Genomic DNA, 26,690 nt, shown 5'->3' on the forward strand with positions numbered 1-26,690 from the left:
CTGACCTTACCGGCTCAGCGGGTTTTTTCTTGGTCTGGATTCTGTGTTGCCTGTCAGGCCGCCTGCTCGCGATGAGCGATAACGCGGTCATCCAGAATTACGCGCCACTCAATCCTTTGATCACCAAATCCACATTCCCTTCCAACTCGGCCACCGGATCCGCCGCATCGACGCTCAGCACCACCAACCGACTGCCAGCCTCGTCAATCACCGCTCTCACCGCGTCCGACGGCTGCCGATGATGCAACACCACCGCCACATCATTGTTTTTGAGCGTTGCGCCCAATTGCGTCAGGGCTTCGGGCGTCCACTCGGCGTCCGGCCGTGCATCGAGGTCAATCAGCTCCAGATTAAGGCCGCCGATTAGGTAGCCGAAATGATCGCTCAGGCTCATCACACTCAGGTTGTCGGCGTTGGCCAGGCGTGACTCACTGTCGGCGCTGAGCTTGAGCAGGCGCTGCTTGAGCGTGGCCAGGTTGGCATCGATCTTCGGTTTGGCCGCTGGCGCCAGGCGTACCAGATCCGCCGCCATGACATCCGCCATGCGGCCCATGTTGTTGCTGGCCAGCCAAGGCTGACTGTTCAAACCGTCGACCTTGCTGCCAGGCTGTACGGCGATGCCGGGCAGGGCGCCGTCCACCGGGCGGGCGGCGTCGATTTCAATGATGCGGATGTTGCTGCGACGGGCGTTCGGGTACAGCGGATCATCTGGCCACAGCGAGCGCAAGCCGATCACCGCATCGGCGTCGATCGCCAGTTTGTTCAGTGCCGGGGCGCCACGGCCGGTGAAGTAAGCGGTCTGCCGACTGCCGGGCAGGTTGGCCGGCGCGGCGCGCTCGAGGCTGACATCGGTGCCTTTGAGCAGGACTTCGCCCAGGCCATAGGTGATGGGCAGGGAGGCAAGCACTCGCAACGGTTTGGCGCTGTCAGCCGCGAGCAGCGGTGTGTTTACCAGCCCACACAGGGGCAATGTGAAGGTCAATGCCAGGGTCAGTTGACGCAGAGAAAAAGACATTTATCCGAGGTTCCCTTTCAGACTGGGGACGATGCCGCGAGCGATGGCGGCCAGGGCGAAAGCGATACCAGCCACCAGGATGATCGCGGCGCCGGACGGGATGGGCAGGTCAAAAACAATCGGCGCGAGGATTCCGCACAACGTGCTGACCGTGGCGATCAGCACCGAACACCAGAAGAACCCCTTCAGCGACTGGCTGAGCAAACGCGCAGCCGCCGCTGGAATCACCAGCAGGGCGCCGACCAGAATCGCGCCGATGACTTTCACCGCCGCCACCGTGATCAGGGTCACCAGGATCACGAACAGGTAATCCAGGGTCTTCACCGCCACACCGCGCACCGCCGCCAATTGCGGATTGAAACTGGCGAGCATGATGCGGTTGTACAGCGGCAAGGCCAGCGCCATCACCAGCGAACCGACGATGGCCAATACCAGCAGGTCGTTGCCGTTGACCGTCAGCACCGAACCGAACAGCACGTTTTCCAGAATGTGCACGTTGATCTTGCCCGCCAGAATCAACAACAGGCTGGCGCCCAGGGCCAACGACACCGAAAGGAACACACCGATCAAAGTATCCGGCGCCAGCCCCGTGCGGTTACGCAGGTAGTTGAGCAAAATGCCAAACAGCAGGCAGTAACCGAACAGGCTGCCATAAGGCCCTGTGTAGGGTTCACCGAGCAGAATGCCGATGGCCACCCCGGTCAGTGCGGCATGGCCCACTGCTTCGGAGAAAAACGCGAAGCGCTTGACCACCACCAGCGTACCCAAACCGCCCAGCACCGGGCCGATCAACAGGCCGGCGAGCAGGGCATTGACCACAAATCCATAGGCCAGCGCTTCCGGCAGGTAACCCGACGAGGCCCAGCCCTGGACCATCAAACGAAAGGTTTCGTAACTCATCAGGCAGTGCTCCGGGGATGGGTCGAGAACAAGGTCAGCAGTCGCTCCGGGGTCAGTGCCTGTTTCGGCGTGGCATCGAACAGCACCCGGCGATTGAGCCCGGTGACCCGGTCCGCCAGGCGCCCGACCGCTTCCAGATCATGCTCGATCCACAGCACGGTGATGCCGCTCTGGCGCCAGTCGCCCAGCAGCCGTTCGAACACCTGAATGCCGGCCTCATCGAGCGCCGACATCGGCTCATCGAGCACCAGCAATTGCGGCGCCGGAATCAGCCCTTGTGCCAACAAAACACGCTGACGCTCACCGCCGGACAATGCGCCCATGCGCCGCTTGCGTTTGTCCTGCATGCCGACCCGCTCCAGGGCCTCGCCAATCGCCACGGCGTAATGCCTGCTCAGCCCGAGGAACGCCGGACGCCGCTGGCACATGGCGGCCATGAAGTCGTCGACGGTCATCGGTAAACCGCGATCGAACTCCAACGCTTGAGGCACGTAGCCGATGGTCCCCGGTTCGCCGGGCCATTGCAGGCTCAAGCGACCCTGATGCGGCATTTGCCCGAGCAAAGTCTTGATCAGCGAACTCTTGCCGCCACCGTTGGGGCCGACCAGGGAATGCACGCTGCCGGGCCGGACCTCAAAGGTCACCTTGTCGAGGATCGTCGTGCGCCCCAGCGTCAGGCTGACCTCGGCGAAATCCAGCGTCGGCCCGGTTGTCAGGGTTTCTTGAGCCGTCATGCACCAGACTCCTGAATCGCCCGAACCACGGTATTGAGGTTGCCGGTCATTTCTTTTTCGTACTTGTCGGCGGTGTATTCGCCATAGGAAATGTGCGACAGCGGGTACAGCTTCACCCCGGATTCACGCTGGATGGTCTCGACGTAAGTGGACGGGAAATCCATCTCCGAGAAGATCACTTTCACGTCCAGTTCCCGCAGTTGATCGATGGTCTTTTTCAGCTGGCTGGGGCTCGGTTCGATGCCGTGGGCCGGCTCGACCACGGCAGTCACTTCCAGGCCAAACTCGCGCAGCAAATAGTCGTAGGCGGCATGCACCGTGGCCACGCGCAACTCCGCGTTCGGCGCCTGGGTCAGTTTGGCCAGGGCATCGGCGCGCATCTGCCGCAGGCGTTTGCCGTAGGCGCGGGCGTTTTGGGTGTAGGTTTTGGCGTTGCTCGGGTCAAGCTTGCCCAGTTCCCGGGCGATGTTGTTGACCTGGGCAATGGAGGCGCTGATCGACAGGAACGTGTGCGGATTGACTACCTTGCCGGCACCGCGGGCAGCAACACCGGTGGCGGCCAGCAGGGGCACGTTTTCGTTGGCTTCGATCACCTTGACGTTCGGGGTTTCGCTGGCGGCGATCATGCGGTCGGCGAAGTCGTCATGGCCCACGCCGTTGAGCACGATCACGTCCAGCCCGCTGATGCGTTTGATGTCTTCGGCCCGCGGCTCGTAGGCATGCGGGTTGAAACCGGCCGGAATCAGCGGCACCACTTCGGCCTTGTCGCCGACGATGTTGGCCACGTAGCTGTAATAAGGGTGCAGGGTGATGCCGATGCGCAGGCGTTTGGCTGAGTCGGCATTAGCCAGAGGTGTCAGCAGGCAGGCAAACAGGCCGACCAGCAGCAAGCGCAAAAAGGAATGACGTTGAGATGAGCTAGGCATGGGCAAGCGGTCTTCTCTCGAGTGAAGGCGAGGGTTCAATGCCGATGCTGGCGAGTCACGCCGGCATCGAATTGGGCGACGATCTGCTGCCAGCCGGCGCCGTTGAGCGCAGCGTCGGTGAGATCGTTCGGGGCGGTGAGGGCGCTGCCGCGGTTGAGCCAGATGTCCGGCGCGGTGTCGTCTTCAGCGGTCAAGCGCATCAGAAACGAACCGGCCACGGTAGGGGCCTGGCTCTGGCCGAAGTAGGCCTTGGTGTTCAGCAACTGCCAGGCATGGCCACCGCGGCTGACGGAACTGGCGTCTTGGGCAAACGGCGCAAAACCTTCATCGGCGAGGGTGGCGGGCGTGGGCAACGCCTGCTGTTCCAGACGCAACAGATGGATTTCATCCAACGTGACCCGTAGGTCGGCATAGATGCCTTGCTCGGAGGCGCTCAGGTCGCGACGGGCATCCAGTTGATGGCTGCCAACGCTGCTCACTTCCTGAGTCTCGCCGCGCCAGGCGACCACCGAGCCGGCAACCGCCAGGATCATCAGGCACAACAGCAACACATAGAGGGTTTCATGGCCGGCACCGGCCGGGCGGACGATGTGCGTGGTTGGTGTAGTCATGGGGCCTGGATGTCCGCTTGGTCGATCTCGACGACGTGGCCGGGACCGGCGTCGAACAGCACGTAGAACTCGGCACCGGGCTTCTTGAATGTCAGGGTCGAATCGGCGCCGAGCTTGCCCGGCACCAGAATGGTTTCGTCGTAGCCGATCACGTCCAGGGTCACACCCGGCGCGCCGCTGCCGTCGGAGAAGCCGCCGGTGCACTGGATCTGTTCGGCATCGATGGCCTTGCATTCGCACATCGGGTTATGGGCCAGGACGCTGACGCTGAAACCGGCGCAAAGCACCAATAGCGCGGCACTTATTAGAGGGCGAAAAGCGTTGATCATGGTTTGCCTCCTTGTTTGTTCAGCCAGGCGAGGGTGGCCGGGGATGCCTGGCTCAGGGGGATGGACGCTTGATGCATGGCGCCGTCCCAACCTTCCATGGTGATCCACAGCTCGGCGTCGGTCTTGGTCTTTTCAGGCACCGGCAGCGAAGCGCCCATGCGGTAGGGCGTACCAAAGAAAATCACCCCGGCCGCGCGCAGGCTGCGGGGTTTGCCGATGCGCAGGTACGTCGCCTTGACCTCATCGCGACAGCGCTCGCACAGCGCTGCATTGAAGCCTTTCATGTAGCCGGCGGGACCGGTCAACAGGGGCGCCTCATTGCGCAGTTCGGCCAGTCGCAGGCTCCAGGGACCGACCTGGATTTCACCGATCTCCCGCTGCCCCAGTCCGCTGTCGCCGCGAAACAGTGACGCGTCCGCAAGGTATTTGGGCATAAAGCCCAAAGGGATCAGCAGCAATAAAATGTTGAGGTGGTAACGCCATTTGCGCCAGAGCCGGCTCGCGGGCGAAGACTGCGGTGCGGTGATCGTCTTGCTCACAGGTTGCCCTCCGGAGTCTGGTTGCTCATGACCGTTTGCGGCCTCGACACCGGGCGCGCGACCTTGTTGCTGCGCTTGAACGCATTGGCAGTGGCCAGGGCGGTGCGTTTGGTCCAGATCAGCAATCCGCTGAGTACCATCATGCTCAGGAGCAAACCGAAGAAAAACCAGATCTGCTTGATCCAGATCCCGCCAAAGTCACCGGTGTGCAACGGACGCATCGACTCGGTCACGAATTCCAGGCTGGAGCGATCGGACAGCAGCCGTGTGCTGGCAATATCGCCGTTGTACGGGTTGACCTCGGCCGTCTGGAACATCAGCGGATACCAGCTTCTTCCGCCCACCGAGAGGTGGCTGTAGGCGTTGCCCGGCAGGCTGACGAAACTCGCTTCAAGTCCGGGGATTTGTTCCTGAGCGACCTTAATCGCCTGTTCCAGGCTGATCATCGCGGCCGGTTTACCGGTGCTGGTCAACGGCACGCTTTCGCGTGAGACGACCGACACCACCGGTTCGGTGGTAATCGAAATCTGGTTATCGAACAGAATCGCCTTGATCAGAAACCAGGTACCGGTGATCGAGATCACCGCGATGAACCAGATCGACCAGATGCCGCTGAGCCGGTGAAAGTCGCCCCAGAAAATCCGTGCGCCATGACGAATGCGCAGGGTCGGTCGGAAGAAGCCCTTCCAGAACCGTTTGTAGACCACCAGCCCGGTCACCAGCGATGCCAGCATCGGTAGCCCGAGGAACGACACCAGATACCAGCCCCAGCTATAGCCGTTGGTGAACGGCACCAGCCACCAACCATGCAGTGCGCGGGTGAACGCCTTGAAATTGAATTGCGGTGCAGTGCCCTGAATCACCCCGCTGTAGGGGTTTACATAGACCGTCACCGAGCGTCCGTCCGGGTAACTGACGTCCACATCGAGGGCGAAATGCGACTCGTCGGGACGGCTGATGCTCTGAACCAGCGTTTGGGGTTCGGCCTGTTTGATGGCGGCGACGATCTGGTCATAGTTGAGCAGCGGCGCATCGTCCGAAGGCGGGCTGGCACGCATTTGCGGGTTGGCCAGCCAGACGATTTCCTGACTGACCACCGCCAGCGTGCCGGTCACACAAACGATCAGTACAAAGAACCAGATGGGCAGCGCCAGCCAGCCATGGACCAGAAACCAGAGTTTTGAGCGGGATTTCTTCGACATGATTAAAGGTCTTGTTTCGATGAGAGGACCTCTGCTGCGGGCTTCCCAGCATTACGGCCCATGAAAAGTCCGGCCGTGGCTTTTGCCTACGCGACCGACTGCATCTAAATAAGACGTATGAGCATCGAAAATCCCGAAAGGGGATATGAAAGTAAATGTTTCGTGTTTCTGTGAGCAGTCAATATTGATGTTGAATGTGATGGCCCCATCGCGAGCCTGGCGATGGGGCCAGATCGGGCACCGAAGATCTCAACCCTGCTTAAACATCTCCTTCGCCCGCTGTTCAATCTGTTCCTGAGTCAAATCCTCCTTGCGCGTGGCCAGAAACCACAGATGCCCGTAGGGATCCTTCAACGTCCCCGAGCGGTCGCCATAAAACTGATCCTTGACCTCGGACACCTGCGTGGCACCGGCATCGATGGCCTGTTTAAAGGACTTGTCCACATCGTTCACATACAGGTGCAGGCCAACGGACGGCGACTTGTCCGGGTTGCTCAATGGACCCTGGTCGCAGGGTGTGCCAAGCATGATCGGGCAGTCGCCGATACGCAGTTCGGCATGCCCGATGCCGCCATCGGGCATGGCCAGGCGCATGACTTCGGTGGCACCAAAGGCTTTCTTGTAGAAGTCGATGGCTTCGGCAGCTTTCTGAATGCCCAGATAAGGGGTGATGCTGTGATAACCCTCTGGAATAGGTTTTACGCTCATGACGGTTCTCCTTTTGTTGTGGGGTTAAGGTGTTCCTTCGCCGATTTCCGGTCGAATAACTATAGGTCAGCCCCTTCGCAACGGCCGAGGGCCCGACGAGCAGTAGCGCTGCCAAAGACTGCAATCCTTTTTGATCCTGATACCCACTATCGAGAGCGTTGATTTCTGCCCTTCGAACGGTACGGGTAGCCTGTGTTCATTGCCCCGAACACAGATGTCAGGACACCCGAAATGAAACCTCTACTCGCCACTTTCTTGCTGCTCGCGGTCTCCGTTCTCGCCGGATGTGCCAGCCATGTTTCACCGGAACTGCGGCCTTATACCGCCGAAGAAACCCGGGAGCTGGCGCTGGAGGCCCTGAATCGTCGCGGCTTGTCTTTCGACGAGTACCACGCCAAGAAAGCCGAATTGCTTGGCCAGCCGGCAAAATCGTTCAGTTTCGACAAACAAGGCGAGATGAACGCAGAACGCACGGTACAGCTCCACGGTCGTCCAAGCTGAACGACGACTGTACTGCTCGAACTTTCACGCAACTGTCCGTGGGTTTCCCTCAAGGCGTGCGATAGGGTCAATACCTGACTGACCCTGATGGACTGCCACCATGACACTCTCGCTCGACCTGCTGATGGGCTTTGCCCTGTTTGCCCTTGTCACCTCGATCACTCCAGGTCCGAACAACACCATGTTGCTGGCATCGGGAGTGAATTTCGGCTTTAACCGCACCATTCCCCACATGCTGGGCATCACCTGCGGTTTTTTCGTGCTGGTGGTCGCCGTCGGTTTCGGCCTGGGCGCGGTGTTTCAAACTTATCCGGTGCTATACACCGTATTGCGCTATGTCGGCGCGGCGTATTTGCTGTATCTGGCGTGGAAGATTGCTCATTCCGGGCCGGTAGCCGAGGGTGAACAAGGCGAGGGCAAGCCGATCAGTTATTTGGGCGCGGCAGCGTTTCAATGGGTCAATCCCAAGGCCTGGATCATGGCCATCGGTGCCATTAGCACCTACACGCCGATGCAGGGCTATTTCACCAATGTGATTGTGATTGCCGCGGTCTTCGCCTTGATCAACCTGCCAAGCGTCGGGGTGTGGGCCGGCTGCGGTACGCTGTTGCGCAATGTGCTGCGCGATCGCCGCTGGTTGCGGCTGTTCAACTGGGGTATGGCCTTATTGTTGGTGGCTTCGATGTATCCGTTGTTGCTCGACAGTTTTAGCTGACGCATTGCTTCATCCGGTGGCCCGATGCCTGTTAAGCTCGACTTCAGGAGCGTTCCTACGCACTTTTAAATGAAGTTGTTCTTCTTTAATGGCCTCCGATCAGGTATTGCTGTCGTTCTGAAAATTCGGCGTCGCTCATGAGGCGGCGCTTTGAAACTTCCAGTGACGAGCTTCCTGATCCCGGAACACGCTCTGCGAGTCTTTTATGAATAAACGTCCGTTGTATTTTGACTACGCCGCCACCACGCCGGTGGATGAGCGGGTCATCAAGGTCATGGTCGAGTGTCTGGGTTTCACAGGTAACTTCGGCAACCCGGCGTCAAGTTCCCACGCCTTCGGCCAACAGGCCCGGCAATCGGTTGAGCAAGCACGGCGCCAGGTCGCCGAATTGGTAGGCGCCCAGGCGGAGCAGATTGTCTGGACCTCCGGCGCCACCGAATCCAACAACCTTGCCCTCAAGGGCGTGGCCCAGGCCCGCGGTGTATCCGGCGGCCATATCATCACCAGCCAGATCGAACACAAAGCGATTCTCGACACTGCAAAACAATTGCAGGACGCAGGCGTTGCGGTGACGTATCTGGTGCCCGATGCCGAAGGCCTGATTACCCCACAAGCAGTCAGCGAGGCGATGCGCGAGGACACCTTTCTGGTGTCGCTGATGCTGGTCAACAACGAACTGGGCACCGTCAACGACATTCCTGCCATCGGGCAAGTGGTGCGTGATCGCGATGCGTTGTTCCACGTCGATGCGGCTCAGGGCGCGGGTAAAGTGGCAATCGACCTGGCCCGGTGGCCGGTGGATTTGATGTCGTTCTCGGCGCACAAGGTCTACGGCCCCAAAGGTATCGGCGCGCTGTATGTCGGTCCTCGGGCGCAACAGCGCCTGCAGGCGCAGATCCACGGCGGCGGTCACGAAGGCGGGTTGCGTTCCGGCACTCTGGCGACGCACCAGATTGTCGCAATGGGTGCAGCCTTCGCGTTGGCGGCCACCTCGTTCGATGAAGAAAAAGCCACCATCACGCGTCTGCGTGAACGCTTGCTCGAGCCGCTGCTGAGCATTCCCGGCGTGCGTCTCAATGGCAGCCCGACCCAGCGCATTCCCCATACCCTGAGCCTGACTTTCAACGAAGGCGAGTTCAGTTCTGCGGCATTGAGTACCTCGATCGCATTTTCCGCGACCTCGGCCTGTAATTCCGCCAGCAATGCGCCGTCCCATGTGCTGCTGGCCCTGGGGCATGACGCGCGTTCGGCCAGTCGCACCATTCGCTTGAGCCTGGGGCGCTTCACCACCGAGCAGGATATCGATCAAGCGGTACAACTGATTAAAGCAGCTTGCGCCAGCGCTCCGGCATTCTGGGTGACAGGTCCTTAAGCGCCGACTCCGATCGGCACCGAATAATAATGATGAGTGGTTAGCAGGAGACACGATGAGTACACAGCCTTTGACCAATGGATTGGTACCCCAGCGCCTGGCGCAAACCCGCGAACTGATGAGCCGGGAGGGCATTCATGCTCTGCTGGTGCCGTCGGCCGACCCGCACCTGTCGGAATACCTGCCGGGATATTGGCAGGGGCGGCAGTGGCTGTCGGGTTTTCATGGCTCGGTGGGCACGCTGATCGTCACACCGGATTTTGCCGGTGTATGGGCCGACAGCCGCTATTGGGAACAAGCGAGCAAGGAACTCAAGGGTAGCGGCATCGAACTGGTCAAGCTGCAACCGGGCCAACCCGGCCCGCTCGATTGGCTGGCCGAGCAAACCCCTGAAGGCGGTGTCGTCGCGGTCGATGGCGCGGTGATGGCCGTGGCTTCGGCACGTACCTTGAGTAGCAAACTCGAAGAGCGTGGTGCACGTCTGCGCACCGATATTGATCTGCTGAACGAAGTCTGGAGCGCCCGCCCGAGCCTGCCGAACGAACCGATCTATCAACACTTGCCGCCTCAGGCGACCGTCAGCCGTGGTGAAAAGCTCGCCCAGCTGCGTGAAGTGCTGAAAGAGCGGGGGGCCGACTGGCATTTCATCGCCACCCTCGATGACATCGCCTGGTTGTTCAACCTGCGCGGCGGTGACGTGTCATTCAACCCGGTGTTCGTATCCTTCGCCCTGATCAATCAACAGCAGGCCACCTTGTTCGTGGCCCTGAGCAAAGTGAGCGCCGAGCTGCGCGCCATTCTCGAACAAGACGGCGTGACCCTGCGCGACTACAGCGAAGTGGCTGACGCCTTGCGCGCCGTACCGAGTGGCGCGAGCCTGCAAGTCGATCCGGCGCGGGTTACCGCGGGTCTGCTGGATAACCTGAACAGCGATGTGAAACTGCTCGAAGGTTTGAACCCGACCACCCTGGCCAAGTCGCAGAAAAGCCTGGCCGATGCCGAGCACATTCGTCGCGCCATGGAGCAGGATGGCGCGGCGCTGTGCGAATTTTTCGCCTGGCTGGAAGCAGCATGGGGTCGTGAGCGCATCACTGAGCTGACCATCGACGAACACCTGACCGCGGCCCGTACCCGGCGACCGGATTATGTGTCGTTGAGTTTCAATACCATCGCCGCGTTTAACGCCAACGGCGCGATGCCGCATTACCACGCCACCGAAGAAGAGCATGCGGTGATCGAGGGTGACGGCCTGTTGCTGATCGATTCCGGCGGCCAATACCTGGGTGGCACCACCGATATCACTCGAATGGTTCCGGTCGGAACGCCGACTGATGAGCAGAAGCGCGATTGCACCCGAGTACTCAAAGGCGTGATTGCACTCTCCCGGGCACAGTTTCCACGAGGCATCCTGTCGCCGTTGCTGGACGCCATCGCCCGCGCGCCGATCTGGGCCGAAAGCGTCGACTATGGTCATGGCACCGGTCACGGCGTCGGCTACTTCCTCAACGTCCATGAGGGCCCGCAAGTCATCGCCTACCAGGCCGCGGCTGCACCGCAAACCGCGATGCAGCCGGGCATGATCACGTCCATCGAACCGGGCACTTACCGTCCGGGTCGCTGGGGTGTGCGAATCGAGAACCTGGTATTGAACCGCGAAGCGGGCAAGAGCGAATTCGGTGAATTCCTGAAATTCGAAACCCTCACCCTATGCCCGATCGACACCCGCTGCTTGGAACCATCGCTGCTGAGCGAAGACGAGAAGCAATGGTTCAACGGTTACCACGCCGAAGTGCGCGAGCGCCTGAGCCCGTTGCTCGATGGCGCAGCCCTTGAGTGGTTGAACACACGGACTGCGGCTATTTGATCGGCTTGAGCCCAGGCGCTGTTTCCAGCGCCTGGGTCATGCCTGGCTATTGCGCACGCAGGGCTTCAAGGACGAAGTCCAGCCGATCCTGACCGAAGAACAGCTGACCCTCGACAAACATGCTCGGCGCACCGAATACACCGCGTTGAACCGCTTCCTCGGTGTTTTCCTTGAGGGCTGCCTTGACGTCCTCATCGGCGGTCAGCGCCAGCACTTCGTTCGGATCAAAACCGTTTTGTGTCAATACGGCGGCGACGGTCGCTGGATCATCGAGGCTGCGTCCTTCAACCCAAAGAGCGTGAAACAGGCAATTGATAAACGCCTGAAAGCGTTCGGGGTGACGCAGTTGCATACCCGTGACAGCGCGCATCAGCATCAGGGTATTGATGGGAAAGTGCGGGTTGAACTTCAGCGGTACGCCATAGCGTTTGGCATAGCGGTCCAGGTCCTGAAACATGTAGCGACCCTTGGCCGGTACGGTGATGGGAGAAGCATTGCCAGTAGCTTTGAAGACGCCACCCAGCAGCATCGGTCTGTAGATCAGCTGACTATCGGTCTGCTCGCAGATCTTCGGCAGTTGGGTATAAGCCAGGTAAGTGGCCGGGCTGCCGAGGTCGAAAAAGAACTCCACGGTTTTGCTCATGGTCGATGTGCTCTTCTTATTGTTGTTGGGGAGGGCTTACCAGCGTTCGTTCCAGGGGCGCAGGTCCAGCTCGAAGGTCCAGGCATCCCGTGGCTGGCTGTGCAGGTGCCAATAGTTTTCAGCAATGTGCTCGGGATTGAGGATGCCGTCCTGATCCTTGGTCGCGTACTTCTGCGCAAAATTATCGCGGATAAAGTCGGTGTCGATGGCGCCATCGACTACGACATGAGCGACGTGGATGTTCAGCGGTCCCAGTTCTCGGGCCATGCTTTGGGCCAAGGCGCGAATCCCATGCTTGGCGCCGGCAAAGGCGGCGAAACCCGCGGCTCCGCGCAAGCCGGCAGTGGCGCCGGTGAACAGGATCGTGCCCCGTTGGCGGGTGACCATGCGCTTGGCCACTTCACGGGCGTTGAGAAACCCTGAGAAACAGGCCATTTCCCAAATCTTGAAATACTTGCGAGCGGTTTCTTCGAGGATGCTGCACGGCACATTGGCGCCGATATTGAAAACGAACGCTTCGATGGGGCCGATCCCGGTTTCGATCTGCTCGATGAGCGCTATCACGTCCTCTTCCTTGCGCGCATCGCAGGCAAAACCATGAGCCTCGCCGCCACTCGCCTCGATAGCGTCTACCAGTGACTGAAGTTTGTCTGCGCTGCGACGCGTGACGCAAGCGACGAAACCCTCCTGGGCAAAACGCTTGGCGATGGCGCCGCCGGTGGCATCGCCTGCGCCGACGACCAATACGACTTTCTTGTTATTGATGGCGGTGGTCATGGATATCGCCCTTTGCTGAACGGTCATTGATTGACGAACGTTAGCAGCATCCGGCTGAAGCGCCTATCGGGCTACGCAAACCCGATAGAGGGGAGGGTTACTTGCAGATGACGATCATGCTGCGGCTGGTATAGCCGGCCGGGTTGAGGCCGAACGGATAATCACCGGGTTCTTCCACCGCATCCCCCGACTTGGCGATCACTTTGTAGCCCTTGGGCGCACATGAGTTGGCGGCGCTGGTGTAACACTTGTCCCAGGAGGACGACAGTCCCGAACAGTTGATATGCAGCCCTTTCTTGCCGTGTTTGATCTGGGATTTCGAGGTCGCCGCGCAGCCCGCAACTGCAAGTACGGCGATCAGTATCAAAATTCGTTTCATTGCTGTCCTTATAGAGGCCCCGGATCTTGTGCCCGGGTCTGCCTGCATTCGCTTTCGCTTGAAGCGTTCTGATATCCCTATCTGAAAAAATCCATGTCTGACACTGAGTTACGTGGTCTAAACATGGCCTAATTGAGCGGCAAATACCAGACTTTCGTCAAATCTCGTTTCAATCCGCTGCGACCGCGGGCTTGGCGGTACTTCCCATGGTCATGGTCGCGCCGACGGAAGCCAGAATGATGCACAGGATAGCCATCCACTGTGACAGTGAAAGGTATTCATGGAGGAACAACAGGCCGGACAGCGCGCCGAACGCAGGTTCGATACTCATCAATGTGCCGAAGGTCCGCGCCGGTATCCGAGTGAGGGCAACCATTTCCAGTGTATAGGGCAGGGCGGTGGACAGAATGGCGACTCCGATTGCCACAGGAATCAGCGAGGGTGTCAGCAGTGCAGCGCCAGCGTGGACAATGCCGATGGGGGCTACGAACAATGCAGCAATCATTACGCCCAATGCTGCGGTCTGCACACCGTTGTCGGCGCCGGCCTTCTGCCCGAACAGAATGTACAGCGCCCAGCAGATGCCAGCACCAAGGGCATAACCTGCACCGATCAGATCAATTCCTGCACTTGTGGCGCCGGTCGGAATCAACAGCAGTAAACCGATGGCCGCCAGAGCGATCCAGAGAAAGTCGATCGCCCGACGTGAGGCATAAATGGCGACTGCCAGTGGACCGGTGAATTCCAGAGCTACCGCAATACCCAGGGGGACAGTGCGCAAGGACATATAGAAAAGGAAGTTCATGCCGCCCAGCGCCATGCCGTAGACGATAACGGTGCGCAGGGATTTTGCGGTGAGCTTTGCTCGCCATGGTCGCAATAGCAGCAGCATGATCACACTGGCGAAGATCAGTCGAAGGGTGGTCGTCCCTTGAGCGCCGATAACAGGGAACATGCTTTTGGCCAGGGAGGCTCCGGACTGGATCGATGCCATGGCTATCAAAAGCAGGCCGACCGAGAACAGGATCGAGGCGAGGCTGCGGGGGTGGTCATTCATTGCGTGGCATCGTCCGAGGTAGGAAGCGAGAGTATTATTCTGTAGTTGGGCAATATACTGCGCATTCGTTGTGAGCGCGTCTATATATACGCAGGGATTATGAACGTCCTGATAGAAAAGCCAAATTAAGGGTTGACGGCAGATTCTGTACGTCTATAATTCGCCCCACTTCCGGCGCAGTCGAAACGGAAAACTCCTTGGTAAACAAAGAGTTACGCAGTTTTCGACAGCGGTTACGCTTCAGTTCATCGAGGCCCGAAGGAGTTGAAAGGGCGGTGTTGTTTGGCTCTTTTGACGGTTCGATCGTCTCGGTCGAAAGCGGTGAAAAACAGGTGTTGACAGCAGCGAGTAACGCTGTAGAATTCGCCTCCCGCTAACGAGAGATCGGAAGCGCAAGTGGTTGAAGTTGTTAAAGATTTCCAAGCGAAACTTTGAAAACTTCTGAAAATAATCACTTGACAGTAACAAGCGCTGCTGTAGAATGCGCGCCTCGGTTGAGACGAAAGATCTTAACCAACCGCTCTTTAACAGCTGAATCAAGCAATTCGTGTGGGTGCTTGTGGAGTCAGACTGATAGTCAACAAGATTATCAGCATCACAAGTTACTCCGCGAGAAATCAAAGATGTAACCAACGATTGCTGAGCCAAGTTTAGGGTTTCTTAAAAACCCAAAGATGTTTGAACTGAAGAGTTTGATCATGGCTCAGATTGAACGCTGGCGGCAGGCCTAACACATGCAAGTCGAGCGGCAGCACGGGTACTTGTACCTGGTGGCGAGCGGCGGACGGGTGAGTAATGCCTAGGAATCTGCCTGGTAGTGGGGGATAACGCTCGGAAACGGACGCTAATACCGCATACGTCCTACGGGAGAAAGCAGGGGACCTTCGGGCCTTGCGCTATCAGATGAGCCTAGGTCGGATTAGCTAGTTGGTGAGGTAATGGCTCACCAAGGCGACGATCCGTAACTGGTCTGAGAGGATGATCAGTCACACTGGAACTGAGACACGGTCCAGACTCCTACGGGAGGCAGCAGTGGGGAATATTGGACAATGGGCGAAAGCCTGATCCAGCCATGCCGCGTGTGTGAAGAAGGTCTTCGGATTGTAAAGCACTTTAAGTTGGGAGGAAGGGCAGTTACCTAATACGTAATTGTTTTGACGTTACCGACAGAATAAGCACCGGCTAACTCTGTGCCAGCAGCCGCGGTAATACAGAGGGTGCAAGCGTTAATCGGAATTACTGGGCGTAAAGCGCGCGTAGGTGGTTCGTTAAGTTGGATGTGAAATCCCCGGGCTCAACCTGGGAACTGCATTCAAAACTGTCGAGCTAGAGTATGGTAGAGGGTGGTGGAATTTCCTGTGTAGCGGTGAAATGCGTAGATATAGGAAGGAACACCAGTGGCGAAGGCGACCACCTGGACTGATACTGACACTGAGGTGCGAAAGCGTGGGGAGCAAACAGGATTAGATACCCTGGTAGTCCACGCCGTAAACGATGTCAACTAGCCGTTGGGAGCCTTGAGCTCTTAGTGGCGCAGCTAACGCATTAAGTTGACCGCCTGGGGAGTACGGCCGCAAGGTTAAAACTCAAATGAATTGACGGGGGCCCGCACAAGCGGTGGAGCATGTGGTTTAATTCGAAGCAACGCGAAGAACCTTACCAGGCCTTGACATCCAATGAACTTTCCAGAGATGGATTGGTGCCTTCGGGAACATTGAGACAGGTGCTGCATGGCTGTCGTCAGCTCGTGTCGTGAGATGTTGGGTTAAGTCCCGTAACGAGCGCAACCCTTGTCCTTAGTTACCAGCACGTCATGGTGGGCACTCTAAGGAGACTGCCGGTGACAAACCGGAGGAAGGTGGGGATGACGTCAAGTCATCATGGCCCTTACGGCCTGGGCTACACACGTGCTACAATGGTCGGTACAGAGGGTTGCCAAGCCGCGAGGTGGAGCTAATCCCATAAAACCGATCGTAGTCCGGATCGCAGTCTGCAACTCGACTGCGTGAAGTCGGAATCGCTAGTAATCGCGAATCAGAATGTCGCGGTGAATACGTTCCCGGGCCTTGTACACACCGCCCGTCACACCATGGGAGTGGGTTGCACCAGAAGTAGCTAGTCTAACCTTCGGGGGGACGGTTACCACGGTGTGATTCATGACTGGGGTGAAGTCGTAACAAGGTAGCCGTAGGGGAACCTGCGGCTGGATCACCTCCTTAATCGACGACATCAGCTGCTGCATGAGCTCCCACACGAATTGCTTGATTCATTGAAGAAGACGATAAAGAAGCAGCCTGTATCAGGTTGTAGCTGAGTTGGTTAGAGCGCACCCCATGCTTTGTGTAAAGAGCAGGGTGAGGTCGGCCTGAGTAGCTCGAAATTGGGTCTGTAGCTCAGTTGGTTAGAGCGCACCCCTGATAAGGGTGAGGTCGGCAGTTCGAATCTGCCCAGACCCACCAATTTTGCTTGTGTGGGAAACGCCTGTAGAAATACGGGGCCATAGCTCAGCTGGGAGAGCGCCTGCCTTGCACGCAGGAGGTCAACGGTTCGATCCCGTTTGGCTCCACCACTACTGCTTCTGTTTGTTGAAAGCTTAGAAATGAGCATTCCATCGTGATGATGGTGAATGTTGATTTCTAGTCTTTGGATTAGATCGTTCTTTAAAAATTTGGGTATGTGATAGAAAGATAGACTGAACGTTATTTTCACTGGTAACGGATCAGGCTAAGGTAAAATTTGTGAGTTTAATCGCGAATTTTCGGCGAATGTCGTCTTCACAGTATAACCAGATTGCTTGGGGTTATATGGTCAAGTGAAGAAGCGCATACGGTGGATGCCTTGGCAGTCAGAGGCGATGAAAGACGTGGTAGCCTGCGAAAAGCTTCGGGGAGTCGGCAAACAGACTTTGATCCGGAGATGTCTGAATGGGGGAACCCAGCCATCATAAGATGGTTATCTTAAGCTGAATACATAGGCTTAAGAAGCGAACCAGGGGAACTGAAACATCTAAGTACCCTGAGGAAAAGAAATCAACCGAGATTCCCTTAGTAGTGGCGAGCGAACGGGGACTAGCCCTTAAGTGGCTTTGAGATTAGCGGAACGCTCTGGAAAGTGCGGCCATAGTGGGTGATAGCCCTGTACGCGAAAATCTCTTGGCCATGAAATCGAGTAGGACGGAGCACGAGAAACTTTGTCTGAATATGGGGGGACCATCCTCCAAGGCTAAATACTACTGACTGACCGATAGTGAACTAGTACCGTGAGGGAAAGGCGAAAAGAACCCCGGAGAGGGGAGTGAAATAGATCCTGAAACCGTATGCGTACAAGCAGTGGGAGCCCACTTTGTTGGGTGACTGCGTACCTTTTGTATAATGGGTCAGCGACTTATTTTCAGTGGCGAGCTTAACCGAATAGGGGAGGCGTAGCGAAAGCGAGTCTTAATAGGGCGTCTAGTCGCTGGGAATAGACCCGAAACCGGGCGATCTATCCATGGGCAGGTTGAAGGTTAGGTAACACTGACTGGAGGACCGAACCGACTACCGTTGAAAAGTTAGCGGATGACCTGTGGATCGGAGTGAAAGGCTAATCAAGCTCGGAGATAGCTGGTTCTCCTCGAAAGCTATTTAGGTAGCGCCTCATGTATCACTGTAGGGGGTAGAGCACTGTTTCGGCTAGGGGGTCATCCCGACTTACCAAACCGATGCAAACTCCGAATACCTACAAGTGCCGAGCATGGGAGACACACGGCGGGTGCTAACGTCCGTCGTGAAAAGGGAAACAACCCAGACCGTCAGCTAAGGTCCCAAAGTTATGGTTAAGTGGGAAACGATGTGGGAAGGCTTAGACAGCTAGGAGGTTGGCTTAGAAGCAGCCACCCTTTAAAGAAAGCGTAATAGCTCACTAGTCGAGTCGGCCTGCGCGGAAGATGTAACGGGGCTCAAACCATACACCGAAGCTACGGGTATCACTTAGGTGATGCGGTAGAGGAGCGTTCTGTAAGCCTGTGAAGGTGAGTTGAGAAGCTTGCTGGAGGTATCAGAAGTGCGAATGCTGACATGAGTAACGACAATGGGTGTGAAAAACACCCACGCCGAAAGACCAAGGTTTCCTGCGCAACGTTAATCGACGCAGGGTTAGTCGGTCCCTAAGGCGAGGCTGAAAAGCGTAGTCGATGGAAAACAGGTTAATATTCCTGTACTTCTGGTTATTGCGATGGAGGGACGGAGAAGGCTAGGCCAGCTTGGCGTTGGTTGTCCAAGTTTAAGGTGGTAGGCTGGAATCTTAGGTAAATCCGGGATTCTAAGGCCGAGAGCTGATGACGAGTGTTCTTTTAGAACACGAAGTGGTTGATGCCATGCTTCCAAGAAAAGCTTCTAAGCTTCAGGTAACCAGGAACCGTACCCCAAACCGACACAGGTGGTTGGGTAGAGAATACCAAGGCGCTTGAGAGAACTCGGGTGAAGGAACTAGGCAAAATGGCACCGTAACTTCGGGAGAAGGTGCGCCGGTGAGGGTGAAGGACTTGCTCCGTAAGCCCACGCCGGTCGAAGATACCAGGCCGCTGCGACTGTTTATTAAAAACACAGCACTCTGCAAACACGAAAGTGGACGTATAGGGTGTGACGCCTGCCCGGTGCCGGAAGGTTAATTGATGGGGTTAGCTAACGCGAAGCTCTTGATCGAAGCCCCGGTAAACGGCGGCCGTAACTATAACGGTCCTAAGGTAGCGAAATTCCTTGTCGGGTAAGTTCCGACCTGCACGAATGGCGTAACGATGGCGGCGCTGTCTCCACCCGAGACTCAGTGAAATTGAAATCGCTGTGAAGATGCAGTGTATCCGCGGCTAGACGGAAAGACCCCGTGAACCTTTACTATAGCTTTGCACTGGACTTTGAATTTGCTTGTGTAGGATAGGTGGGAGGCTTTGAAGCGTGGACGCCAGTTCGCGTGGAGCCATCCTTGAAATACCACCCTGGCAACTTTGAGGTTCTAACTCAGGTCCGTTATCCGGATCGAGGACAGTGTATGGTGGGTAGTTTGACTGGGGCGGTCTCCTCCTAAAGAGTAACGGAGGAGTACGAAGGTGCGCTCAGACCGGTCGGAAATCGGTCGTAGAGTATAAAGGCAAAAGCGCGCTTGACTGCGAGACAGACACGTCGAGCAGGTACGAAAGTAGGTCTTAGTGATCCGGTGGTTCTGTATGGAAGGGCCATCGCTCAACGGATAAAAGGTACTCCGGGGATAACAGGCTGATACCGCCCAAGAGTTCATATCGACGGCGGTGTTTGGCACCTCGATGTCGGCTCATCACATCCTGGGGCTGAAGCCGGTCCCAAGGGTATGGCTGTTCGCCATTTAAAGTGGTACGCGAGCTGGGTTTAGAACGTCGTGAGACAGTTCGGTCCCTATCTGCCGTGGACGTTTGAGATTTGAGAGGGGCTGCTCCTAGTACGAGAGGACCGGAGTGGACGAACCTCTGGTGTTCCGGTTGTCACGCCAGTGGCATTGCCGGGTAGCTATGTTCGGAATAGATAACCGCTGAAAGCATCTAAGCGGGAAACTAGCCTCAAGATGAGATCTCACTGGGACCTTGAGTCCCCTGAAGGGCCGTCGAAGACTACGACGTTGATAGGTTGGGTGTGTAAGCGCTGTGAGGCGTTGAGCTAACCAATACTAATTGCCCGTGAGGCTTGACCATATAACACCCAAGCAATTTGTAGGCTTCGAGCTGAAGAGCGAAAGGGCACCAGATTGCGGTGTGTGAAGACGCAATGAACCGAAAGTTCGAGAAGTAAACACACAAACTATCGCATACCCAATTTGCTGAAGCGTCGAAAGACGGTTCGGTACCCGAATTTCTTGACGACCATAGAGCATTGGAACCACCTGATCCCATCCCGAACTCAGCAGTGAAACGATGCATCGCCGATGGTAGTGTGGGGTTTCCCCATGTGAGAGTAGGTCATCGTCAAGATTAAATTCCGAAACCCCTATCTGCATCTGCAGGTAGGGGTTTTGTTTTGTCCGCAGGAAAGTGCCGTGACAAGTGAAGGGATATCCCGACCGCTATTCCTGATGTTAGCTGCATCGTTTATGAAATTTTGGCAGACGCGCTAAAGTGACCACACCGTTTTTGGTATGGTGCAGTTCGTTTTTTAACGGACTGATTTCAAGCCTACGGATCGGCACTCCTCTACAGTCAAAGAGCTGCTGCAGAAATGCCCGAACCGATACCGATCAAGGACCACGAAAAAGAGACGCGCCTGGTTAACAAAAGGCTGATGGCCTGCGCCTTGTTCGTCGTCGCCATTACCTGCGCGCTGGTAGTGCGCCTGTATATCCTGCAAGTGGTCGAGTATGACTACCACTCGACGATCTCCGAAAATAACCGTGTACATGTATTGCCGATCCCTCCCACTCGCGGGTTGATCTATGATCGCAACGGCGTGCTTCTGGCGGATAACCGGCCCAGTTTTAACCTGACCATCACCCGCGAGCGCACATCAGATGTCAAGGAAGAGCTGGATGAGGTGGTCAACCTCCTGCACCTGCCGACCGAAGACCGCACACTGTTCGACAAGGCAATGAAGCAGGCTCGACACCCCTTCGTGCCCGTCACCTTGTTCTACGAGCTCAGCGAAGAACAGATTGCGGTGTTGGCAGTAAACGAGTTCCGTTTGCCAGGGATCGACGTAGAGCCTCAATTCGTTCGTCATTACCCGATGGGCGCGCACTTTGCGCATTCGATCGGTTACGTCGGTCGTATCAACGAGAAAGAATCCAAGGCCCTGGATTCGGTGGAATACCGTGGTACGCAATCCATCGGCAAGACCGGCATTGAAAAGTTCTACGAGTCCGAGCTGCACGGCCATGTAGGCTACGAAGAGGTTGAGACCAATGCGCAGGGCCGCGTCCTGCGAGTACTCAAGCACACCGATCCAGTCCCAGGCAAAAACATCGTACTGAGCCTCGACGTCAAACTTCAGGAGGCCGCAGAAGCCGCGCTGGGTGATCGCCGTGGCTCGGTAGTCGCTCTCGACCCATCGACCGGCGAAGTGCTCGCGATGGTCAGCAAGCCAAGCTTCGACCCGAACCTGTTCGTCACTGGCATCAGCTTCAAGGAGTATGCGGCACTGCACGACTCCATCGACCGGCCACTGTTTAATCGCGTGTTGCGCGGCCTTTATGCGCCGGGCTCGACCATCAAGCCGGAAGTGGCGATTGCCGGCCTCGACGCCGGCGTGGTCACCCCTCAAACCCGCGTCTTCGATCCGGGCTATTACCAGCTACCGGATTTCGATCATAAATACCGTAACTGGAACCACAGTGGCGATGGCTGGGTGGACATGGACGCGGCGATCATGCGCTCCAACGACACCTACTTCTACGACCTGGCCCACAAGCTGGGCATCGACCGCCTGCACGACTACATGGCGATGTTCGGCCTTGGCGAGAAGGTCTCGCTGGACATGTTCGAAGAGTCTCCCGGGTTGATGCCATCCCAGGCCTGGAAACGCGCCACGCGCCGTCAAGCGTGGTTCCCGGGTGAAACGGTGATCCTCGGCATCGGGCAGGGCTATATGCAGGTCACTCCTCTGCAACTGGCCCAGGCCACCGCGCTGATCGCCAACAAGGGGGTATGGAACCGACCGCACCTGGCCAAGACCGTGGATGGCGTGGCGCCGGTAGATGAACACCCGATGCCGAACATCCTGCTCAAGGACCCGCGTGATTGGGAGCAGGTTAACCACGGTATGCAAATGGTAATGCACGACGTCCGTGGGATTGCCCGAGCGGCAGCGCAGGGGGCTCAGTACCGCATCGCCGGTAAAAGTGGTACCGCGCAAGTGGTGGCGATCAAGCAAGGCGAGCGCTACAACCGGGCGAAAACCCTTGAGCGCAACCGCGACAATGCTTTATTCGTTGGTTTCGCCCCGGCTGAACATCCGAAGATTGTCATCTCGGTGATGATCGAAAACGGCGAGGCTGGTGGCCGCGTTGCCGGTCCCGTGGTGCGGCAGATCATGGACGCCTGGCTACTCGATCAGGACGGTCACCTGAAGCCGCAATACGCCGCGCCGAGCAAAGCGCCGGGCGACCCTCACGTCTAACGATAAAGCTTCACAGCACAGTCTCACGAATGCTGAGCATGTGCTGGAAGCTTTCCAGAAACACAGTTTCGGCCTGGCTCATCTTCTGCTCGCGATTCCACAACAGCTGGATATCGAAATCCACCACCCCGTCTTCCGGCGGTAAACGCCAGAGCAAACCTTGCTCGACATCCCGACGCACCGATCGGCAGCATCAAGTTGCCGGGTGGAGATATGTCGATTACGACGGCGCAGGTATTTGTTCGGTAATTGTTGGTGCCTGAGCGGACGCCTTCGCGGGCAAGCCTCGCTCCTACATTGGATTTTTGGTGGACACACAATTTATGTACCGCCGAAACCCTTGTAGGAGCGAGGCTTGCCCGCGAAGAGGCCCTCAAGAACACCGCAGCATCAAGCCCCAGGCACCGGACAACTCAAATCCCCTTCCTGGCATTTCAAGTAATTCTTGAACGTCTCGACCCGAGCCTTGGTCAGCTCGGTGGTGCAGTTACTATGGATCAGCGGATACACACTGCCGCCCTCCACCCCGGACGCCGAGAACTCGCATTCGGCATCGCGAAAGGCAATCCATGAGCGCTGAGCACTGACCAACAGTTTTTTGGCGTCGGGGCTGTCTTTCAGCCGTGTGGTGATCTGCTGGTACAGCGTATTCAGCTCTTTGTCGGCCGCCTTGTTCTGCTGCGCCGCGCACTGATTCATCGTCGTTTGATCGGTGGCGTTGTCGCAGTCGACGGCCTGTGCAAGGGTGCTGAACAAAAGTGGCGCCAGCGCCAGGAGCAAGCGTGGGGGCATGGGGATTTCTCGCTGTGACAGGGGAAATTGAGAAGCAGTGTAGCGGGGCGCCACCAGTCAACAAATCAGCAGCCTGACGCAGCACTTGTGGGGTGTCCGGAAACTATGTCTGCCATTCAGGACATTTCTCATTCGATTCATATTCAAGCCAGGGCACGCGGGCGCTAGTTTCAACCCTCTGAATCTCCTTTTCAAACCAGAACTTATGGGCAAAATCGAGGCCGAATATTTCAGGCTCGCTTGATTGCGGCACCCGTTTGATACAACTTTTAGGTTGGTCTTATGGTCTTTACAGGCCTACTGTTCAAATACAGGAGGTGACTTATGAACCCAGCATCAGATCGCATCGAAAGGAAGATCCTGCTCAAGGCGCCGCGCTCGCAGGTGTGGCGCGTGCTGGCCAATGCCGAAGCCTTCGGGCAGTGGTTCGGCGTGGCGCTGGAGGGCAAGCGTTTTGTCTCCGGCGAGTGGACCCAGGGGCAGATTACTTATCCTGGTTATGAGCACTTGTTGTGGAATGTACTGGTGGAGCGTGTCGAGCCGGAGCGGGTATTTTCGTTTCGCTGGCATCCATATGCGGTCGAGCCCGATAAAGACTACTCGCAGGAACCCACCACGCTGGTGAAATTCGAACTCCAGGATATGGACGAAGGCACGTTGTTGACGGTCGTCGAGTCCGGTTTCGATCATATCCCTCAGTCGCGCAGGCTCAAGGCGTTCCGTATGGACAGCCGTGGCTGGGATGAGCAGATGAACAATATCGAAGAGTTTCTGAGAACCAACGCCCACGAGCACCAGTGAGGCTGATGGCTGCAGGCCGCTAAACTTGCGACCCCGGCACTTGATCACTGATACGTCTAAGGGTTTTCGGAGGGGCGGCTATGGCGAATGTCTTACACGCGGTAGTAGCTATGTCGTCTATTGCGGATTGGATCCGAAGGGTAATCTAGCTCCATCAACTGAAGCACAGGAAGTGCTCCAGGGTCACGGATGATCGACCATAGCAAAGGATCGCTGCCGACAGGGAGTCGATATGGTCTTGGGAAAAACCCGCTTCGGCGGGTTTTTTTTCGTCTTTAGAAAACTGCAACCTGCATTGAATGGTCAATGACTTACACGTAGCCAGTGGTATGTCGTCTTTTTAAGCTTCACCGATGCGTTTAATCTGGATCCATCAACTGCAGCACAGGACGTGCTCAGGATCACGGATGATCGACCATACGCCAGGATGGCTGCCGACAGGATGTCGCAATGGTCTTGAGAAACCCGCTTAGGCGGGTTTTTTTATGCCCTTGATTTGCCTGATTCTGGCGTACACAAAACTGTTAAATCGCCTGAGCGCGTAGTCGGGCGATGTCCTTGCTCGGCGAGGTGCCAAACAGACGGCTGTATTCACGGCTGAATTGCGAAGGGCTTTCGTAACCCATCTTGTAGCCGATTGACGAAATGTCGCTGTTCTCCGACAACAACAGCCGCCGCGCTTCCTGCAGGCGCAGCTGCTTCTGGTATTGCAACGGGCTCATGGCTGTCACCGATTTGAAGCGGTGATGCAGCGCCGAGGTGCTGAGGTTGATCATCTGCGCCAGGTTTTCGATGCTCAAAGGTTCGGCGTAATGATTGTTCAGCCATTCGATGGCGCGGCTGATACGGTGGGTCTGGGTGTCGGGGATGGCGATTTCATGCAAGCGCTGGCCCTGCTCGCCGCGCAACAACCGATAGAAAATTTCCTGTTGTGCCAGTGGCGCCAGGGTTGCGATGTCTTCCGGGGTGTCCAGCAGCCTCAGTAGCCGCAACACGGCATCCAGCAAGGGCGCGTCGATTCTGTCCAGAAACAGCCCGCGTCCAGTGTTCCTCAGCCCAGGCACCCCGATGGGGCTGACATCGGCGATCAAACGGCAGATCTGCGCCGGATCGATGTCCAGGCGGATGCACAGATAAGGCCGATCCGGGCTGGCCTCGATCACTTTGCCGGCCAAGGGCAGGGTGACCGACACCACCAGGTAATTGAGCGGGTCGTAAACGTAGCTTTCAGCGGCCAGGCGTACTTCCTTGCGTCCTTCGACAATTACGCAAAGTCCCGGTTTGTGCACCGTGTGCAGGTCTTCGGTGGGGTGGTCGCTGCGGATCAGGTGCAAGTCCTTGATCGGCGTGGCGTGAACGCCGTACTCCGTGGCAAAGCGTTTCATCAGGCTCACCAGTTCGGCGCTCCTGATGTCGACGCCGTCCTGGAGCAGGGCATTCGCGGAAGTAGAAGCCGTCATGCTGAACAGTCTCCTTGGCCGATGGTTGAGTCGGGGGCTAGTAAAACCGATTGTGCACGTGTCGGCCAGCGTCTGTTTTATGCCTACAGGATCGTGCAAGAACCCAGGAGAAACCGGCTAACGAAACCCATCGAAGCGTCCCTAATCTGGACCTGTCGCAACGTCCCCATCCGGGATGTTCCAGCCTCCAGATCAAGGAAAAACTCATGTCCAACATTCAAGGCAAAGTGGTTGTCATTACCGGCGCTAGCAGCGGAATCGGCGAAGCCAGCGCCCGTCTTCTGGCCAGTCAGGGCGCCCATGTGGTGCTTGGTGCCCGGCGCGTAGAACGCCTGGAAACACTGGTCGCAGAACTCAATGCAACAGGCCAGAGCGCAGCCTTCAGGGCGGTCGACGTTACCCGCCGCGATGACGTACAGGCCTTCATCGATTTCGCCGTCGAACGCTTTGGCCGGGTCGATGTGATCGTCAACAACGCCGGGGTCATGCCCCTGTCGAAACTCGAGGCACTGAAGGTCGAGGAGTGGGATCGGATGATCGACGTCAACATCCGTGGCGTCCTTCACGGTATCGCCGCCGGGTTGCCGTTGATGCAGCGTCAGCGCTCCGGTCAGTTCATCAACATCGCCTCCATAGGGGCTTATACCGTCAGCCCGACCGCGGCTGTGTACTGCGCCACCAAATTCGCCGTGCGAGCGATTTCCGAAGGCTTGCGTCAGGAAGTCGGGGGCGATGTGCGGGTCACGGTGATTTCCCCCGGCGTGACCGAATCCGAACTGGCCGAGAGCATTTCCGACGCTGGTGGCCGTGCCGAAATGCGTGAGTTTCGCAAGATTGCCATTCCCGCCTCTGCGATCGCCCGGGCCATTGCCTACGCCATCGATCAGCCGGCCGATGTGGATGTCAGCGAATTGATCGTGCGGCCGACGGCCAGTCCGTTCTGAACGGTCGCCTATTGAAGTCGGGAGAACTGAAATGACCAAACCATCGGGCAATCAAGACCAATACGTCGGCCTGTGGGTCACCGCCGACGGTGTGATCCGCCACCAACTGCTGCCCGGCGGGCGCTACGACGAAGCGCGCGGCCATCGGGAAAGCGCCTATCTGGGCCGCTATTGGCTGGAGGGCGACCACATCGAATATGTCGACGACACCGGTTTCACGGCTGACGGCGACTTTCGCGACGGGGTGCTCTATCACGCGGGGATGGTGCTGTACCGCCAGCCCGAGTGACGCGCCATTGATGTTATCGAG

The 26,690-nt window shown here is 57.4% G+C and carries 23 protein-coding genes, 2 tRNA genes, 3 rRNA genes and 1 pseudogene; 13 read left to right on the top strand and 16 right to left on the bottom strand.

Annotation, left to right across the window (positions count from 1 at the left end; translation table 11 throughout):
* Nucleotides 1-97 precede the first annotated feature (97 nt).
* The 9 genes from ACZ9BB_RS04170 to ACZ9BB_RS04210 all read right to left on the bottom strand — a co-directional run bounded on the left by ACZ9BB_RS04170 (nucleotide 98) and on the right by ACZ9BB_RS04210 (nucleotide 6,964).
* Complete coding sequence (locus ACZ9BB_RS04170) at nucleotides 98-1,015, bottom strand: metal ABC transporter substrate-binding protein (RefSeq protein WP_476212664.1); 918 nt, start codon at nucleotides 1,013-1,015, stop codon at nucleotides 98-100.
* On the bottom strand, nucleotides 1,016-1,915 hold the full coding sequence (locus tag ACZ9BB_RS04175; protein WP_476212665.1) for a metal ABC transporter permease: 900 nt from the start codon (nucleotides 1,913-1,915) through the stop codon (nucleotides 1,016-1,018). It lies immediately after the preceding gene.
* Complete coding sequence (locus ACZ9BB_RS04180; protein ID WP_476212666.1) at nucleotides 1,915-2,649, bottom strand: metal ABC transporter ATP-binding protein; 735 nt, start codon at nucleotides 2,647-2,649, stop codon at nucleotides 1,915-1,917. Before ACZ9BB_RS04180 ends, ACZ9BB_RS04175 begins: the two co-directional genes overlap by 1 nt.
* Nucleotides 2,646-3,575: a metal ABC transporter substrate-binding protein gene (locus tag ACZ9BB_RS04185; protein ID WP_476212667.1), complete on the bottom strand. Its 930-nt coding sequence runs from the start codon at nucleotides 3,573-3,575 to the stop codon at nucleotides 2,646-2,648. The genes ACZ9BB_RS04180 and ACZ9BB_RS04185 overlap by 4 nt, the downstream gene beginning before the upstream one ends.
* A 35-nt stretch (nucleotides 3,576-3,610) precedes the next feature.
* Nucleotides 3,611-4,186, bottom strand: coding sequence for a DUF6162 family protein (locus ACZ9BB_RS04190; RefSeq protein WP_476212668.1), 576 nt, complete (start codon nucleotides 4,184-4,186; stop codon nucleotides 3,611-3,613).
* Nucleotides 4,183-4,515 (bottom strand): hypothetical protein, encoded by a 333-nt coding sequence (locus ACZ9BB_RS04195; RefSeq protein ID WP_476212669.1) that lies wholly within the window; start codon nucleotides 4,513-4,515, stop codon nucleotides 4,183-4,185. The genes ACZ9BB_RS04190 and ACZ9BB_RS04195 overlap by 4 nt, the downstream gene beginning before the upstream one ends.
* Nucleotides 4,512-5,054: a thiamine pyrophosphate-binding protein gene (locus ACZ9BB_RS04200; protein ID WP_476212670.1), complete on the bottom strand. Its 543-nt coding sequence runs from the start codon at nucleotides 5,052-5,054 to the stop codon at nucleotides 4,512-4,514. The genes ACZ9BB_RS04195 and ACZ9BB_RS04200 overlap by 4 nt, the downstream gene beginning before the upstream one ends.
* On the bottom strand, nucleotides 5,051-6,256 hold the full coding sequence (locus ACZ9BB_RS04205) for a PepSY-associated TM helix domain-containing protein (protein ID WP_476212671.1): 1,206 nt from the start codon (nucleotides 6,254-6,256) through the stop codon (nucleotides 5,051-5,053). The genes ACZ9BB_RS04200 and ACZ9BB_RS04205 overlap by 4 nt, the downstream gene beginning before the upstream one ends.
* Nucleotides 6,257-6,505: 249 nt before the next feature.
* Nucleotides 6,506-6,964, bottom strand: a complete 459-nt coding sequence (locus tag ACZ9BB_RS04210) for a VOC family protein (protein WP_192344136.1) — start codon at nucleotides 6,962-6,964, stop codon at nucleotides 6,506-6,508.
* A gap of 231 nt (nucleotides 6,965-7,195) precedes the next feature.
* Here ACZ9BB_RS04210 and ACZ9BB_RS04215 point away from each other — a divergent pair, with 231 nt between their 5' ends.
* The 4 genes from ACZ9BB_RS04215 to ACZ9BB_RS04230 all read left to right on the top strand — a co-directional run bounded on the left by ACZ9BB_RS04215 (nucleotide 7,196) and on the right by ACZ9BB_RS04230 (nucleotide 11,416).
* Complete coding sequence (locus tag ACZ9BB_RS04215; protein WP_476212672.1) at nucleotides 7,196-7,465, top strand: hypothetical protein; 270 nt, start codon at nucleotides 7,196-7,198, stop codon at nucleotides 7,463-7,465.
* A gap of 100 nt (nucleotides 7,466-7,565) precedes the next feature.
* Nucleotides 7,566-8,180, top strand: coding sequence for a LysE family translocator (locus tag ACZ9BB_RS04220; RefSeq protein ID WP_476212673.1), 615 nt, complete (start codon nucleotides 7,566-7,568; stop codon nucleotides 8,178-8,180).
* Nucleotides 8,181-8,385: 205 nt separating this feature from the next.
* Nucleotides 8,386-9,552 carry a cysteine desulfurase family protein gene (locus ACZ9BB_RS04225; protein WP_476212674.1) on the top strand — a complete coding sequence of 389 codons (1,167 nt, stop codon included), beginning with the start codon at nucleotides 8,386-8,388 and terminating at the stop codon, nucleotides 9,550-9,552.
* Nucleotides 9,553-9,607: 55 nt separating this feature from the next.
* Nucleotides 9,608-11,416, top strand: coding sequence for an aminopeptidase P family protein (locus tag ACZ9BB_RS04230; protein ID WP_476212675.1), 1,809 nt, complete (start codon nucleotides 9,608-9,610; stop codon nucleotides 11,414-11,416).
* A 46-nt stretch (nucleotides 11,417-11,462) separates the two neighbouring features.
* Here the strand turns inward: ACZ9BB_RS04230 and ACZ9BB_RS04235 are convergent, their stop codons facing one another.
* The 4 genes from ACZ9BB_RS04235 to rhtA form a co-directional block, all read right to left on the bottom strand.
* Nucleotides 11,463-12,059 (bottom strand): 2-hydroxychromene-2-carboxylate isomerase, encoded by a 597-nt coding sequence (locus ACZ9BB_RS04235; protein ID WP_476212676.1) that lies wholly within the window; start codon nucleotides 12,057-12,059, stop codon nucleotides 11,463-11,465.
* 36 nt (nucleotides 12,060-12,095) lie between these two features.
* Nucleotides 12,096-12,836, bottom strand: coding sequence for an SDR family oxidoreductase (locus ACZ9BB_RS04240; RefSeq protein WP_476212677.1), 741 nt, complete (start codon nucleotides 12,834-12,836; stop codon nucleotides 12,096-12,098).
* A 97-nt stretch (nucleotides 12,837-12,933) separates the two neighbouring features.
* Nucleotides 12,934-13,215, bottom strand: a complete 282-nt coding sequence (locus ACZ9BB_RS04245; protein WP_476212678.1) for a hypothetical protein — start codon at nucleotides 13,213-13,215, stop codon at nucleotides 12,934-12,936.
* A gap of 169 nt (nucleotides 13,216-13,384) precedes the next feature.
* A complete protein-coding gene (gene rhtA / locus ACZ9BB_RS04250; RefSeq protein ID WP_476212679.1) occupies nucleotides 13,385-14,272 on the bottom strand; it encodes a threonine/homoserine exporter RhtA in 888 nt (295 codons plus the stop codon).
* Between the two features lie 680 nt (nucleotides 14,273-14,952).
* Here rhtA and ACZ9BB_RS04255 point away from each other — a divergent pair.
* The 6 genes from ACZ9BB_RS04255 (at nucleotide 14,953) to mrdA (ending at nucleotide 22,383) form a co-directional block, all read left to right on the top strand.
* Nucleotides 14,953-16,491: ribosomal RNA gene (locus tag ACZ9BB_RS04255) — 16S ribosomal RNA — on the top strand.
* Between the two features lie 163 nt (nucleotides 16,492-16,654).
* Nucleotides 16,655-16,731 (top strand) — tRNA-Ile (locus tag ACZ9BB_RS04260).
* A gap of 34 nt (nucleotides 16,732-16,765) precedes the next feature.
* A tRNA-Ala gene (locus tag ACZ9BB_RS04265) sits at nucleotides 16,766-16,841 on the top strand.
* 237 nt (nucleotides 16,842-17,078) lie between these two features.
* Nucleotides 17,079-19,970 (top strand): 23S ribosomal RNA (locus ACZ9BB_RS04270).
* Between the two features lie 160 nt (nucleotides 19,971-20,130).
* A 5S ribosomal RNA gene (gene rrf / locus ACZ9BB_RS04275) occupies nucleotides 20,131-20,246 on the top strand.
* The 16S, 23S and 5S rRNA genes sit together here with 2 tRNA genes alongside, the layout of an rRNA operon.
* A 244-nt stretch (nucleotides 20,247-20,490) precedes the next feature.
* On the top strand, nucleotides 20,491-22,383 hold the full coding sequence (gene mrdA / locus ACZ9BB_RS04280; protein ID WP_476212680.1) for a penicillin-binding protein 2: 1,893 nt from the start codon (nucleotides 20,491-20,493) through the stop codon (nucleotides 22,381-22,383).
* 10 nt (nucleotides 22,384-22,393) lie between these two features.
* Here the strand turns inward: mrdA and ACZ9BB_RS04285 are convergent.
* Together ACZ9BB_RS04285 and ACZ9BB_RS04290 are read right to left on the bottom strand one after the other, a co-directional pair.
* Nucleotides 22,394-22,564: pseudogene (locus tag ACZ9BB_RS04285) on the bottom strand (LysR family transcriptional regulator); the annotation flags it as partial.
* Between the two features lie 209 nt (nucleotides 22,565-22,773).
* Entirely contained in the window at nucleotides 22,774-23,175 is a 402-nt protein-coding gene (locus ACZ9BB_RS04290) for a lysozyme inhibitor LprI family protein (RefSeq protein ID WP_476212681.1), read from the bottom strand.
* 324 nt (nucleotides 23,176-23,499) lie between these two features.
* Here ACZ9BB_RS04290 and ACZ9BB_RS04295 point away from each other — a divergent pair, with 324 nt between their 5' ends.
* Nucleotides 23,500-23,976: an SRPBCC family protein gene (locus ACZ9BB_RS04295; RefSeq protein ID WP_476212682.1), complete on the top strand. Its 477-nt coding sequence runs from the start codon at nucleotides 23,500-23,502 to the stop codon at nucleotides 23,974-23,976.
* A 524-nt stretch (nucleotides 23,977-24,500) separates the two neighbouring features.
* Here ACZ9BB_RS04295 and ACZ9BB_RS04300 read toward each other — a convergent pair.
* Entirely contained in the window at nucleotides 24,501-25,436 is a 936-nt protein-coding gene (locus ACZ9BB_RS04300) for an AraC family transcriptional regulator (protein ID WP_476212683.1), read from the bottom strand.
* A gap of 206 nt (nucleotides 25,437-25,642) precedes the next feature.
* On the opposite strand from ACZ9BB_RS04300, the gene ACZ9BB_RS04305 reads away from it, so the two are divergent.
* Both ACZ9BB_RS04305 and ACZ9BB_RS04310 read left to right on the top strand, forming a co-directional pair.
* Nucleotides 25,643-26,380, top strand: a complete 738-nt coding sequence (locus tag ACZ9BB_RS04305) for an SDR family oxidoreductase (RefSeq protein ID WP_476212684.1) — start codon at nucleotides 25,643-25,645, stop codon at nucleotides 26,378-26,380.
* A gap of 31 nt (nucleotides 26,381-26,411) precedes the next feature.
* On the top strand, nucleotides 26,412-26,669 hold the full coding sequence (locus tag ACZ9BB_RS04310; protein WP_476212685.1) for an Atu4866 domain-containing protein: 258 nt from the start codon (nucleotides 26,412-26,414) through the stop codon (nucleotides 26,667-26,669).
* The last annotated feature ends 21 nt before the right edge of the window (nucleotides 26,670-26,690 follow it).

This window comes from Pseudomonas sp. TE3552 (assembly GCF_056278945.1).